At 65.2% G+C, this 13,389-nt stretch carries 13 protein-coding genes; 7 read left to right on the forward strand and 6 right to left on the reverse strand.

Annotated elements, in window-relative coordinates:
• Nucleotides 1-17 precede the first annotated feature (17 nt).
• Both EDE08_RS23475 and EDE08_RS23480 read left to right on the forward strand, forming a co-directional pair.
• The gene (locus tag EDE08_RS23475; RefSeq protein ID WP_131871238.1) at nt 18-1,151 is read left to right on the forward strand and encodes a glycosyltransferase family 2 protein; all 1,134 of its coding nucleotides are present in this window, start codon (nt 18-20) and stop codon (nt 1,149-1,151) included.
• A 6-nt stretch (nt 1,152-1,157) separates the two neighbouring features.
• Nucleotides 1,158-2,660, forward strand: a complete 1,503-nt coding sequence (locus EDE08_RS23480) for a glycosyltransferase family 39 protein (protein ID WP_131871237.1) — start codon at nt 1,158-1,160, stop codon at nt 2,658-2,660.
• A 107-nt stretch (nt 2,661-2,767) separates the two neighbouring features.
• On the opposite strand, the gene EDE08_RS23485 is transcribed toward EDE08_RS23480, so the two are convergent.
• Together EDE08_RS23485 and EDE08_RS23490 are read right to left on the reverse strand one after the other, a co-directional pair.
• Nucleotides 2,768-4,657 (reverse strand): CHASE2 domain-containing protein, encoded by a 1,890-nt coding sequence (locus EDE08_RS23485; RefSeq protein WP_131871236.1) that lies wholly within the window; start codon nt 4,655-4,657, stop codon nt 2,768-2,770.
• Nucleotides 4,658-4,717: 60 nt separating this feature from the next.
• Entirely contained in the window at nt 4,718-5,242 is a 525-nt protein-coding gene (locus EDE08_RS23490; protein WP_165936131.1) for a FecR domain-containing protein, read from the reverse strand.
• Between the two features lie 621 nt (nt 5,243-5,863).
• Here EDE08_RS23490 and EDE08_RS23495 point away from each other — a divergent pair.
• Nucleotides 5,864-6,940 (forward strand): DUF2778 domain-containing protein, encoded by a 1,077-nt coding sequence (locus EDE08_RS23495; RefSeq protein WP_165936132.1) that lies wholly within the window; start codon nt 5,864-5,866, stop codon nt 6,938-6,940.
• Nucleotides 6,941-6,947: 7 nt separating this feature from the next.
• Here EDE08_RS23495 and EDE08_RS23500 read toward each other — a convergent pair whose 3' ends face one another.
• Nucleotides 6,948-7,577, reverse strand: coding sequence for a glutathione binding-like protein (locus EDE08_RS23500; protein WP_131871233.1), 630 nt, complete (start codon nt 7,575-7,577; stop codon nt 6,948-6,950).
• 11 nt (nt 7,578-7,588) lie between these two features.
• Nucleotides 7,589-8,182 (reverse strand): cysteine hydrolase family protein, encoded by a 594-nt coding sequence (locus tag EDE08_RS23505; RefSeq protein ID WP_131871232.1) that lies wholly within the window; start codon nt 8,180-8,182, stop codon nt 7,589-7,591.
• A gap of 127 nt (nt 8,183-8,309) precedes the next feature.
• Here EDE08_RS23505 and EDE08_RS23510 point away from each other — a divergent pair, with 127 nt between their 5' ends.
• The 3 genes from EDE08_RS23510 to EDE08_RS23520 all read left to right on the forward strand — a co-directional run bounded on the left by EDE08_RS23510 (nt 8,310) and on the right by EDE08_RS23520 (nt 10,401).
• The gene (locus tag EDE08_RS23510; protein ID WP_131871386.1) at nt 8,310-9,149 is read left to right on the forward strand and encodes a LysR family transcriptional regulator; all 840 of its coding nucleotides are present in this window, start codon (nt 8,310-8,312) and stop codon (nt 9,147-9,149) included.
• 137 nt (nt 9,150-9,286) lie between these two features.
• Nucleotides 9,287-10,033, forward strand: coding sequence for a signal peptidase I (gene lepB / locus EDE08_RS23515; RefSeq protein WP_131871231.1), 747 nt, complete (start codon nt 9,287-9,289; stop codon nt 10,031-10,033).
• Between the two features lie 80 nt (nt 10,034-10,113).
• A complete protein-coding gene (locus tag EDE08_RS23520; protein WP_131871230.1) occupies nt 10,114-10,401 on the forward strand; it encodes a GIY-YIG nuclease family protein in 288 nt (95 codons plus the stop codon).
• A gap of 318 nt (nt 10,402-10,719) precedes the next feature.
• Here the strand turns inward: EDE08_RS23520 and groL are convergent, their stop codons facing one another.
• Together groL and groES are read right to left on the reverse strand one after the other, a co-directional pair.
• Nucleotides 10,720-12,360, reverse strand: coding sequence for a chaperonin GroEL (gene groL / locus EDE08_RS23525; RefSeq protein ID WP_131871229.1), 1,641 nt, complete (start codon nt 12,358-12,360; stop codon nt 10,720-10,722).
• Nucleotides 12,361-12,405: 45 nt separating this feature from the next.
• Nucleotides 12,406-12,720, reverse strand: a complete 315-nt coding sequence (groES, locus tag EDE08_RS23530; protein ID WP_131871228.1) for a co-chaperone GroES — start codon at nt 12,718-12,720, stop codon at nt 12,406-12,408.
• A gap of 375 nt (nt 12,721-13,095) precedes the next feature.
• Between groES and EDE08_RS23535 the strand changes: the two genes are divergently transcribed.
• Nucleotides 13,096-13,383 (forward strand): usg protein, encoded by a 288-nt coding sequence (locus EDE08_RS23535; RefSeq protein ID WP_028177340.1) that lies wholly within the window; start codon nt 13,096-13,098, stop codon nt 13,381-13,383.
• The last annotated feature ends 6 nt before the right edge of the window (nt 13,384-13,389 follow it).

Here is a 13,389-nt window from a genome sequence, read left to right on the forward strand (position 1 = left end):
GGATATACGCTGCCGTCATGAACGAAGCGATCAGACCCGGCGCCGACATCCCGCCGCAGGCTCAAGAGGGGCCGGAACTGTCGGTCATCGTCCCGACCTTCAACGAGCGCGACAACGTCACGGTGCTGTACCGGCGGCTGGAGGCAACGCTCGCCAATATCGCGTGGGAAGTCGTGTTCGTCGACGACAACTCGCCCGACGGCACCTGGGACGTCGTGCGCGCGCTGGCGCAGCGCGACAGTCGCGTGCGCTGTGTCCGCCGCATCGGCCGTCGCGGCCTCTCGGGCGCCTGCATCGAGGGCATCCTCGCCTCGAGCGCTCCCTATGTGGCCGTGATCGATGCCGACCTCCAGCACGACGAGACGCAGCTGCCGAAGATGCTGCTGCTCCTCGCCAGCGATCAGGCCGACCTCGTCGTCGGCAGCCGCTACATCGAGGGCTACAAGAGCGAAGGCTTCAACAAGCAGCGCGCCGGAGCCAGTGCGCTTGCGACCGAGGTCGCCAGGAAGATGCTGCGGGTCGAGATCGCCGATCCCATGAGCGGCTTCTTCATGATCCGCCGCGACCGTTTCGAGCAGCTCGCGCCCAAGCTCTCCGTGCACGGCTTCAAGATCCTGCTCGACGTCGTCGCGAGCGCGCACGGCAGCTTGCGCGCCGTCGAGATCCCCTACACTTTCGGCGCCCGCCAGCACGGCGAGAGCAAGCTCGATTCCATGGTCGCACTCGACTTCCTGGGTCTCGTGCTGGCCAAGCTGACCAACGACATCGTCTCGCTGCGCTTCATCCTGTTCGCGATGGTCGGCGGCATCGGCCTCGTGGTGCATCTCGCCACGCTGTTCATCGCGCTTCGCGTGTTCAACGCGCCGTTCGCGGAGGCGCAGGCCGCCGGCGCCATCGTCGCCATGACCAGCAATTTCATCCTCAACAACTTCCTCACCTATCGCGACCAGCGGCTGAAGGGCTTTGCGCTGCTGCGCGGCCTGATCGCCTTCTACATCGTGTGTAGCGTCGGCCTGCTCGCCAATGTCGGCGTCGCCTTCTCCGTGTACGACCAGGAGCCGATCTGGTGGCTGGCCGGCATGGCCGGCGCGCTGATGGGCGTGGTGTGGAACTACGCGATGTCCGGCCTGTTCGTCTGGCGCAAGAAATAGCGCGACATGGCCGGAGCTGACGCGCGGATCGTCCGCAACACGGCGCTGGTGATTGTTGCGCTGGTCGTGTTGCGGCTGGTCGCGGCCGCGTTCACGCCGATCACCTTCGACGAAGCCTATTACTGGATGTGGTCGAAGAACCTCGCCGGCGGCTATTACGATCATCCGCCGATGGTGGCCTATGTCATCCGGGCCGGCACCCTGATGGCTGGCGATACCGAGCTCGGCGTTCGCCTCGTGTCGATCCTGCTCGCGCTGCCGATGAGCTATGCGGTCTATCGTTCCGCAGCGATCCTGTTCGGCGGGGTGCGCGTGGCCGCGACCAGCGCTATCCTGCTCAACGTGACGCTGCTGGCTTCCGTCGGCACGCTGATCGTCACGCCCGATGCGCCGCTGCTGGTCGCCTCCAGCTTCGTGCTGTTCTTCCTCGCCAAGGTGCTGGAGACCGGCCGGGGCGCCTGGTGGCTCGCGGTTGGTGCAGCCGTCGGCGCGGCACTGCTGTCGAAATATACCGCGATGTTCTTTGGGCCGGCGATCCTGATCTGGCTCGCTTCCGTGCCGAAGCTGAGGCGCTGGTTTCTCTCGCCCTGGCCCTATCTCGGCGGGCTCGTTGCCTTGGCGCTGTTCTCGCCGGTGATCCTGTGGAATGCGGACCATCAATGGGTCTCGTTCGCAAAGCAGCTCGGCCGCGCCAGGATCGAGGACTTCCGCCCCGTCTTCATTGCCGAGCTGATCCCGACCCAGATCGCGTTCGCGACGCCGCTGGTCTTCATCCTCGGCGCGATGGGCCTGCACGCGCTGACCTGGCGGCGCGCCGGCGCGCTGGCCTCGCGCGTGCTGATCGAGACGATGTTCTGGACCATCGTCGTCTACTTCGTCTGGCATTCGCTGCATGCCCGCGTCGAAGCCAACTGGTTCGCGCCGGTCTATCCGCCTTTCGTCATCGCCGCGGCGGCCGCCGCCAACCTCGTGCAGTGGAAGCCTCGCCAGCGGCGCCTGGTCGATTTCTGCCTGCGCTGGGCGGCGCCAACAGGCATCGTGATGTTTGCAGCGCTGATCGTGCAGGCCAATACCGGCTGGCTGTCCGGATATCGCCGCGATGCCACGGTGCGCAGCGTCGGCGTCGGCTGGCGCGAGCTTGCCGCCGAGATCGAAACGGTGCGCGTACGCAGTGGTGCGACCTGTGTGCTGGCGCAGGACTACGGCACCACGGGCTGGCTCGCGTTCTATCTGCCGCGCGGCACCTGCGTTGCGCAGCAGAGCCAGCGCATTCGCTGGGTCAACATGCCCGAGCCCGATCCCCGGCTGCTCGCCGGCAAGCTGCTCTATGTCGACGAGCTGCGCAGCGAGGGCCATCCCGCCCTCAATGCCCTCTTTGCGCAGGTGACGCAGATCGCGCAATTGCAGCGCAAGCGCGGGCCGCTCGTGGTCGAGACCTATGGCATCGACCTGCTCGAGGGCGCCAAGGGCGAGGTGCTGGATCGCTCGCCGCCGCCGGAAGCGCGGTAGAGCATGATCCGGAAAAGTGCGAAGTGGTTTTCCGGGAAGATCATGCGTTAACAACAATCTAAAGCGCGATGACGATCCCTCCAAATCTCATCGCGCTTTAGCGGGCCTCAGCCGATCATCTCGGCCTTGGTCGAGGCCTGACCCGGCCCATCCCGGTCGCGCCAGAACCAGACCGTCACGATGCCGGCGCGGCCGCGGACCTTGGCGAGCAGGGGGCCGGACAAGACGCCGTCGGGAGCGCCGCTGAAATCGGCAGTGTCGAGCAGCGTATCGCTCAGCGCGAGCTGCGCATCGTTCTGGGCGGCGATCTCCATCAGGCGGCTAGCGACATTGACGGTATCGCCTGTCGCCGTGATGTGCTGATGGCTTTCGCCGAGCCGCGACGCGACGATCGGGCCGCAATGCGCGCCGATCTTGAAACCGAGCTGACCTGCGATCGCCGGCGGCAGCGAAGCGATCCAGCGTTCGAGGCCGCGATGCAGATCGATCGCGCATTTCAGCGCGCGCGCCGCGTCGTCGGGCATCGCGCGCGGCAGCCCGAACAGGATCATGGCGCCGTCGCCGAGAAAACCGGTGATCATGCCGTCGCAAGCGATCGCGGCCTTGTCGATCAGTGCATGAAACGCCTTCAGGAGAGTCCTGAGTTCGTTCGGATCGATCCGCTCGCTCAGTCCGGTGAAGCCGGAAAGATCGACGAAGACCACGGCTGCGTCCTGCCGGACCGGCTTCGACAGGAAGTTCGGATCTCGCGCCAGCCACTCCTGCAGCGCCGGAGCCTGGAATTGCGCAAGCGACCGGCTCTTGGCGGCAAAATATTGCGTGCGGCGGCCTCCAGCCCACAGCTGCACGCCGGCAAAGACCGCAACCGGCGGCATTGCCGCGGCGAGCGTGGTTGCGGCGTTCAGCCAGACACCGTGCGTGAACGCGAACAGGTTGACGCCGGCCCAGGCGATCATCACCGCGGCCGCCGTCATGATGCCCAGCGCGCTGCGCCGCCAGGCGAGCAGCCCGACCAGCAGCATCGGCAGCAGGATCGCAGTGAGCGCGTCGGCAATGCGGACCCTGCGGTCGCGCACCATGGCGTCGCCGGCGACGAGATGCGTGATCGCGGTCGAGACCACCTCGACCCCGGGCATCAGGGAATCGAAGGGCGTCGGATAGAAGTCGCCGCCGCCGGCGACCGAGGCGCCGATCACGACGATCCGGTTCTCGATCGCCGCGCGATCGAGCGTGCCGTCGAAAATGCTCTGTGCGCTGACGGTACGGATCGTGCGGCGCGGGCCGTAATAGGTGATCGGCAATGCCAGATCGCCGTCGGTCGGTACCGCGCGATCGCCCAGCATGAGATGGTCCGGCGCGACCGTCAGCGGCTGGTCGAGCGCGCGGGCCGCGACGCGCAGGGGGAAGGACAGCTCGACCTTGTCGCGCGTCCGGAACAGCATCGGCACCGATAGCGGTGAGCCCGATTGTCCCGTCGCGACGTTGACGACGCCGACCTCGGCGTTTTCGGCAAATGCGGGCAAGGGCCGCAGGAAGCGTTCGGCCTGCGGCAGGACGGCGAGGGGACCTTCGCTGCTCGGATCCACGGTTTCGCTGGCGGAGGGGAAGATCGCCGCGGCGGCGAGCACCATGGGACCGGTGGCGAGCGTGCTGGCGAGCGTGGCATCGCCGATCGCAGCGCTGCGGTCGACGAGCAGGAGATCAATTCCGATGACCTTCGGCTTGAACTGCACGATGGTGTCGACGACACGGGCGAGATCGGCGCGCGGCAGCGGATAGCTGCCGCCGCGCTTCACCACGGTGTCGTCGATCGCGACGATGGTGACGAGATCGGGTGGACGCCGCACGCCGCGGGCTTGCGTCCGCCAATCCGTCAGCGTGGCTTCGAGGCGGTCGAGAAAACGCAGGCGGCCGTTGGCGTGCGCGGCAAAGATGCCCGCGCCCCACAGCGCGGTGAGGACGAGTGCCACCAGGATCTGAACGCGTCGGTTGCGCATGCGCTGGTTCTGCAATCTTCTATCGTCCAAATTTCTTGGGCGAGCGTTGTTGACCCGGTCTTACTGCCCGAGTCTTGCCATGAGCGCGTCGACGCGCGGCTGGCCCCAGGTCTTGACGGTCAACGGGCCGGTTGCCTCGACATCGACGCCTTCGCCGGGTCCAAGCACGACGCCGCGCCCACGAGCCCTTCGGGTCACGCCGACCCGGCCGTCAGCGACGAACACGGAGGTCTTGGCGTCAGCAACATCGACCGCCCATCTGGTGCCGCGCACCGCGGCGATCGCTTGCGGCGTCAGCACCTTGAACGGATTGCCCCGCGGCTTCCGGGGCACCTCGACCAGCAGCGCTTTGCTGCTCAACTCCACGGAGTCTATATGTCCGTCGCGGTTGGCGTCCTTAAGTTCAAATCTGGCGCCATTTTCCGCAACGATGGTGATGCCGTTGTCGCAGCGCCAGGTTTGCGTCCCGGCAGTCGACGGCGATGCCGTACAGCCCAAATTGGAACCAGGCTGCGCAGTCGCAGATCCAATCAACAGAAACGACCCCGCCAGGGCGAAAAACCCGGCGCGCGCGATCCCTCTCATGCCAGCCTCCGTTTGCGTGCACGGCACAGTTCAGGGCAAATCGATACGGTACCGTATGACGCGCAGAGGCTGCTGAAAAGTGCCGAGGTAGGAGCTACTTTCTCGCGGCGGCGATTACCAGAACCGACGTGATCAACTTTCGGTCACGGCGCCGTGCCGCGTGAGGGCGCAGGGCCCGACGGACGCCCGGCCCACCAGCCTCGCGCAACGCTTCCGCGCTACGGTCAGGGCCAGTTGGCGACCACGAAAATGACGTTGTTGAATGTCTCGTGGGTGCGGCCGCAAGCGTCGAAGAACCGACGTGAGCCGGTCGAGAAACATGGTTAACAGATGCGTTTAAGTCCGTAATTTTGCGGGATTTTTCTCAAAACGGGACAGCATTAACGAGTTGCCCCATATCCGCCCGAACTTAATCTGCATTTAACTAAAAGTCGCCTTAATGACGCTCCGACCCTCTGCGAGATGCTGTTCCCGGATCGTGACCAGCGGCACTTTGAAGGGGGACCGAGTGACACCGTCCTGGACGCAAGGCGAATGAGTACGAGTATCGCTGCGCAAAGTATCGCGGCACGGAAGTCCAAAAATCCTGGCAAGAATTCTGTTCGGAAGTCTTCCCGGAAAATGACCACGGCCAATTGGCTGGGCACCGCGGCGATCGGCTGCGTGCTGATGGGCGCCGGCTGGATCATCTACAGCAACATTCTCGGCGCGAGCGTCTACCCCACGGTCGGCAGCATCGGCTACGACGAGCCGGTGGTCAGGCGCGCGCCCAAGGTCGTGCTGCGCGAGGCCGGCGAGGCTATCAGGGAAACCTTCGCGCTGCTGCCCGACCGGCTCCAGGTCGCAGCTCCGATCTCGCGCGAGATGTTCAACGAGCGCTTTGCCGCGGCCGCGACGCAAGGCGTGCCGTCGAATGCGGCGAGCGCAGCGCCCCCGACCCAGGTTGCGCTGGCCAGGGAGACTTCGAAGGACGCCCCGAAGCAGAGCGTGGTCGCGAGGGTCGCCGACGCGCTGAAGCCGGCGGCCAAGACTGCTGACAAGACCAGGCGCGCGCCGGATGCCCAGATGCAGCTGGCCTCGGCCGATCCGGCCCAGATCGTGCCGGCGCCCGAGGCGCAGCCGAAGTCGTTCGCCGATCGCGCCAAGGCCGCGGTAATGTCGATCACCGGGCCGCGTCAGTCGATGGTGGAAAAGCTCTGGGGCAAGCGCGAGCCGTCCGGCGGGCTGCTGGCCTACGCCTCGGCCGATGCCAGCGTGACCGCGTCCATCGCACCGAAGGAGCAGAATCCGATGTTCGGCGGCGCGCCGCCCTATGAGCGCGACACCGCGGTCTACGACATCACCGCCAAGACCGTGTATCTGCCCGACGGCACCAGGCTCGAGGCGCATTCGGGCCTCGGCTCCAATCTCGACGATCCGCGCTCCTCGAAGATCCGCATGCGCGGCGTGACGCCGCCGCACATCTACACGCTGAAGCCGCGCGAGGCGCTGTTCCACGGCGTGCCGGCGTTGCGCCTGACTCCGATCGGCGGCGAGAGCGCGATCCACGGCCGCGACGGCCTGCTCGCGCACACCTTCATGCTCGGGCCGAACGGCGACTCCAACGGCTGCGTGTCGTTCAAGGACTATTACGCGTTCCTCGACGCCTACCGTAACAAGGGCATCCGCAAGCTCGCGGTCCTGGCGCGGGTGGAGTGAGGCGCGCTCACGCCGCCATCGCCTTGCGCAGCGCGATCTCGGTCGCGATCGCGTCCCGCACGGCCGGCCGCGCCTGCATCCGCTCGAGAGAGGCCGACAAGGACGGCCATAGCGCGATGTCGATCCCTGCGGGACGGAGCAGCAGCAAGGCCCAGGTGAGATGGGCATCCGCGACGGTGAAGCCGTTGCCGACGAGGAATTCGCGGTCCGCCAGGTGCGCTGCCGGCACCGACAAGGTCTGCGCGATCCGTTCCCGCGGCTTGGCGAGCGAGCCGTCGTCCTTGTACCAGAAGGTCGGAAACAGGAACGCCTTGTGGATCTCGGCGCCGATGAAGCTCAGCCATTCCTGCAGACGATAGCGATCGACATCGCCGGGCGGCGGCGCAAGACGCGTCTCCGGCTTCACATCGGCGATGTATTGCAGCACTGCTGCGCTCTCGGTCAGCCGCTCGCCGTTCTCCAGCACCAGGACCGGCACCGCGCCTTTCGGCGACAGGTCGCGGAAATCGCTGCCGTCTTTCACGACCTGCTTGGTCCAGATATGGGCGAGGTGATACTGCGCCTCGATACCGGCCTCCATCAGCGCGATGCGGCTCGAGAGCGAGCAGGCCATCGGGAAGAAATAAAGCTGCAGCATCGCACGCTCCATCAAGTCAGTGCTTCGACTTGCGCGATGATCGCAAAGCGGTCCGACAATTCGGCCAGTGCGACCTGATGGATCGTCCGGGCGTCCAGCGTGCCGCCGCGGCCGTCGGGCAGGTCGCGGGTGGCGCAGGCGTCGGCCGCGATCGTCGTGCGCAGGCCGAGGTCGAGCGCGGCGCGGGCGGTCGAACTGACGCACATGTGGGTCATGAAGCCGGCCAGCACGATGTTCTTGAGTCCGGTGGCCGCCAACCTGGCTTGCAGGTCGGTGCCGGCGAAGGCATTCGGCAGCGCCTTCTCGATCACGGGCTCGCCGGCGAACGGCACCAGGCGCTCGACGATCGCGCCGCGCGCGGCCTCGCGGTCGAACAGTCCGCCGGCGCGGCCCTTGTGTGCGACATGGAAGATCGCGGCTCCGCTCCCGCGTGCGCGCGCGAGCAGGCGCGCAGCCGCAGCGATCGCCGGCTGTGCATCGGGCAGGGCCAGCGGACCGGCGCAATATTCGTTCTGGACGTCGATCAGCACGAGGCAGGCCTCGTTGAGCTTGGGCGGATCGAGATCGGCGCCGGCGAGTTCGAGCAGGGTCTTTGGAGCGGTCATGCCGTCAGGCTTTCGTGGATTCGGATGCTTCGATATTAGCGCAGCAGCAGCCTGCCATTGTGCAGGACTATTGCAGCTGATGGCTGCGAATTTGCAGGCAGCGGCGGCGCCTGCTAGGCTCGCCCTGATGAACTGGGACGATCTGCGCATCATCGCCGCGGTCAGGGACGAGGGCACCTATGCCGGCGCCAGCGCGCGGCTGCGCATCGACGAGACCACCGTCGGCCGCAGGCTTGCGCGCATCCAGCGCGATCTCGGCGTGCCGCTGTTCGACGCCGTGGACGGCTTGCGGCGGCCGACGCGCCATTGCGAGGCGGTGCTCGAACATGTCGGCGCGATGGCGGCGCATGCGGCGGCGATCGACCGCATCAAGGACACTCAATCCGGCCCGGTCGGCCGGCTGCGCATCGCCTCGACCAATGCGGTCGCCGAAGAGCTGCTGGCGCCGCATGCGGCCAGCTTCCTGCGCGATCACCCGGGGCTGACGCTGCAATTCCTCACCTCCAGCGGCAACGTCAAGTTCTCGCGCTGGCAGGCCGATCTCGCCATCCGCCTGCGCAAACCGGAGAAGGGCGACTTCACCATCTCCAAGCTCGGCGAGGTCAGGCTGTATTTCTTCGAGCCCGCGGACCGCAGCGGAGCCGAGCCGGTCGCGTGCATCTATCCCGACGAGCTCGACGCGATCCCGGAAGCGCAGTTCCTCCGTGCGAAGCGGCTGACGAACGTGCGCTGCATCACCGACAATATCCGCATCATCCGCACCATGATCCAGTCGCATCAGGCCATCGGCGTGCTGCCCGAGCACAGCTGCGCACCGCTGCTCGCCGACCGCAGCCTCCGCGCCACGCTGCTGCCGAGACGCCGCGACGTCTGGCTCCTGGTGCAGAATCATCTGAAGCGCGATCCGGCGACGCGCGTGACGATCGAGTGGGTACGGCACTGCTTCAGGGATTTGTCGCACGGCTGACCGCTGGCGACGTTCATGGCCTCGCATTGAACGCGGGCCGCGGGACGTGCGACCAAATTCGCAAGTTCGCCGGGGATTGCCCGCGCTCGCAGGTTGCGTAATCTCGCGACGACTACGTCTTTGAACAGGGCAGCTGCATGACCACTCTTGAGCAAACGATCCGTCCCTCGGCACAATCGCGGGAATGGAAGGCGATTGTCATCCTGATCCTGCTGATCCCGGTGCTGTGGTCGCCGCCGTTCCTGTTTCGCTACTTCCTGTACCAGCCGTTCAACATCCCGTCCGGATCGATGACGCCGACGCTGATGGTCGGCGACTACGTCTTTGCGGCGAAATATGCCTATGGCTACGGCCGCTATTCCTTCCCCTTCGCTTCGTCCTGGATCTCGGGCCGCGTCTTTGCCGCCGAGCCCGAGTATGGCGACATGGTCGTGTTCCGAACGCCGAGGGATACTTCCGTCGATTACGTCAAGCGCGTGGTCGGGCTGCCCGGCGACCGCATCCAGATGCAGCAGGGCCGGCTCATCCTCAACGACCGTCCGGTGACGCGCGTTGCGCTGAAGGAGGCACAAGCCGGCGCCGCCTGCGGAGGCGATGACGGAGCGAAGGTCAAGCGCTGGCGCGAGACGCTGCCGAGCGGCGCGAGCTATGTGACCTACGACTGCCTCGACAATGGCTTCCTCGACAACACCAGCGTCTACGCCGTGCCGCCAGGCCATCTCTTCGTGCTCGGCGACAACCGCGACAATTCCACCGACAGCCGCATGGCGTCCGCGATGGGCTTCATTCCGATGGACAATCTCGTCGGCAAGGTGACGCGGATCCTCTGGTCGCTCGATGAGGATGGCGAGCCGCGCTTCGAGCGGTTTGGGAAGTTGGAGTGAAGGGAAGGTCTCTCCTCCCGTCATTCCGGGGCGCGCCCTCTTGGGTGCGAGCCCGGAATCCATAACCACGGGCGGATGTTTTGGCCTACTATGTCTACATCCTCGCGAGTAAGAAGCACGGCACGCTCTATATCGGCGTGACCCGCGATCTCGTGCGCCGTGTGTACGAGCACAAGACAAAGGCCGTTCCTGGCTTCACGAGCAAGTACGGTGTGAACAAGCTGGTCTTGTTCGAGATCTACGACGATCCCGCGACGGCCATTGCCCGCGAGAAGGAGCTCAAGAAATGGCGACGCGATTGGAAGACGCGCCTCATCGAGGAGCAGAACCCGAATTGGGATGATCTTTATCCCGGGATCACCAAATGAGGTTCATCCTGCACTCCTTGTCATTCCGGGGCGGCGCGCAGCGCCGAGCCCGGAATCCATAACCACAGGCGGATGGAATGGCCCGCTGTGCCTGTCGCCCGTAAGAAGGAGTGCAAGAAGTGGCGCCGGGATTGGAAGACTTTAAACCGGGCTGATTTCCATCCCGGGATAGCCAACTGAGGTTCGTGGTTATGGATTCCGGGCTCGCGCCCAAGAGGGCGCGCCCCGGAATGACGACGGGAGGGAGTTTCCCAAAAACAAAAACCCCGGCATCGCTGCCGGGGTTTCGCATTTCTCGACTGTGCCTGAACGGCTGGATCAGAAGTCCATGCCGCCCATACCGCCGCCGGGGGGCATCGCCGGGCCGGCGCCGCCCTTCTTGGGCAGCTCGGCGACCATGGCTTCCGTGGTGATCAGGAGCGCGGCAACGGAGGCAGCGTTCTGGATCGCGGTGCGGACCACCTTGGTCGGGTCGATGATGCCCTTCTTGACGAGGTCGGCATATTCGCCGGTCTGGGAGTCGAAGCCGTAATTGTAGGCCTTGTTCTCCAGGATCTTGCCGACGATCACCGAGCCGTCTTCACCGGCGTTGATCGCGATCTGGCGGGCGGGCGCCGACAGCGCCTTGCGCACGATCTCGACGCCGGTCTTCTGGTCGTCGTTCTTGGTGCGCAGGCCCTTCAGCTGCTCGGAGGCACGGAGCAGGGCGACGCCGCCGCCCGGGACGATGCCTTCCTCGACAGCGGCGCGGGTCGCATGCATCGCGTCATCAACGCGATCCTTGCGCTCCTTCACCTCGACCTCGGTCGCGCCGCCGACGCGGATCACCGCGACGCCGCCCGCGAGCTTGGCGAGACGCTCCTGGAGCTTCTCACGGTCGTAGTCCGAGGTGGTCTCCTCGATCTGCGCCTTGATCTGGGCCACGCGCGCCTCGATGTCGGCCTTCTTGCCGGCGCCGTTGACGATCGTGGTGTTCTCCTTGTCGATCATCACCTTCTTGGCGCGACCGAGCATGTTGAGCGTGACGTTCTCGAGCTTGATGCCGAGATCTTCCGAGATCGCCTGGCCGCCGGTCAGGATCGCGATGTCCTGCAGCATGGCCTTGCGGCGATCGCCGAAGCCCGGAGCCTTGACGGCCGCGACCTTCAGGCCGCCACGCAGGCGGTTCACGACGAGGGTCGCGAGGGCCTCGCCTTCGACGTCCTCGGCGACGATGACCAGCGGCTTGCCGGTCTGCACCACGGCCTCGAGCAGCGGCAGCAGCTCGTTCAGCGAGGAGAGCTTCTTCTCGTTGATGAGGATGTAGGCGTCGTCCATTTCAACGCGCATCTTGTCGGCGTTGGTGACGAAGTAGGGCGAGATGTAGCCGCGGTCGAACTGCATGCCCTCGACGACGTCGAGCTCGGTCTCCAGCGACTTGGCTTCCTCGACGGTGATGACACCCTCGTTGCCGACCTTCTTCATGGCGTCGGAGAGGAACTTGCCGATCTCCTGGTCGCCGTTCGCCGAGATGGTGCCGACCTGGGCGATCTCGTCGTTCGAGGTGACCTTCTTGGAGTTCTTCTGGAGGTCCGCAACGACCGCCTCGACCGCGAGGTCGATGCCGCGCTTGAGGTCCATCGGGTTCATGCCGGCGGCGACCGACTTGGCGCCTTCGCGCACGATCGCCTGGGCCAGCACGGTGGCGGTGGTGGTGCCGTCGCCGGCCGCATCAGCGGACTTGGAGGCGACTTCGCGCACCATCTGGGCGCCCATGTTCTCGAACTTGTCCTCGAGCTCGATCTCCTTGGCGACGGTGACGCCGTCCTTGGTGATGCGGGGAGCGCCGAACGACTTGTCGAGCACGACGTTGCGGCCCTTCGGGCCGAGCGTGACCTTCACCGCGTTGGCGAGAACGTCGACGCCGCGCAGCATCTTGTCGCGCGCATCGACCGAGAATTTGACTTCTTTGGCTGCCATCTGGATTTTTCCTTGGAATGATTTGACTGGAGGGAGAGGGGGCTCTTAGGCCGCCTTCTTCTTGGACTCGCTGACCTCGAGAACGCCCATCACGTCGCTCTCCTTCATGATCAGCAGGTCCTGGCCGTCGATCTTGACCTCGGTGCCGGACCACTTGCCGAACAGCACGCGGTCGCCGACCTTCAGGTCGATCGGGACCAGCTTGCCGGACTCGTCGCGGCCACCCGGGCCAACAGCGACGACTTCGCCCTGGGAGGGCTTTTCCTTGGCAGTGTCGGGAATGATGATGCCGCCAGCGGTCTTCTCTTCTGCGTCGATGCGCTTGACCACGACGCGGTCGTGAAGCGGACGGAATTTCATGCAGTCCTCCTAAGCAATTGCACGTGTTGAGGATTTTGAGATTGTTAGCAGTCGTTGCCCGCGAGTGCTAGCACGGGCGAAGCTGAGATAAGCCAGGAATTTTGCGGGGGCAAGGCCTTCTAGCAGAAAAATTAGCACCCGAAAGCACGGACTGCCAGAATCTCTTTGCCATCGTTAACCGACGCCGGGCCCGTATTAGCACGGAGCTGCATCTGCTGCTAACGCATTGAATTTCAACAGCTTGTTAAACTTTTGGGCTTGAGATGGGTTGTCAGTTTGCGTCACATTTCTCTCATGTGAGCGCATCGATTCCGGGTGGCTCCCGGGGCACCGAGCAAGCCACCCCCGAATGCGCTCCTGCAAAGGAGGTTTGGCATGGGACTGCGGAGTGGGGGCGTTTCCGAGGATTTCCGGAAACAGATGCTAGGCTACGGACTGACGACGGCGCAAATTCTCTATCGGATGCCGGATCATCCTTCGCTGCTCCAGACCTACGTCTGGCAGAACTACGACATGTTTCCGAAATTTCCGGCGCTGAAGGATTTCCTGGCGTTCTGGCAGGAAAAGCTCGATGGCCCCCTCCATTCGGTCACGGTGGCGCATTCCAAGCTGATCAAGCCGGCCGAGCTGCGCGCCGTGGATGGCGTGTTCCGGCTGCATTGAGCCGGA

Source organism: Bradyrhizobium sp. R2.2-H, assembly GCF_004346455.1.
Lineage (GTDB): Bacteria > Pseudomonadota > Alphaproteobacteria > Rhizobiales > Xanthobacteraceae > Bradyrhizobium > Bradyrhizobium diversitatis.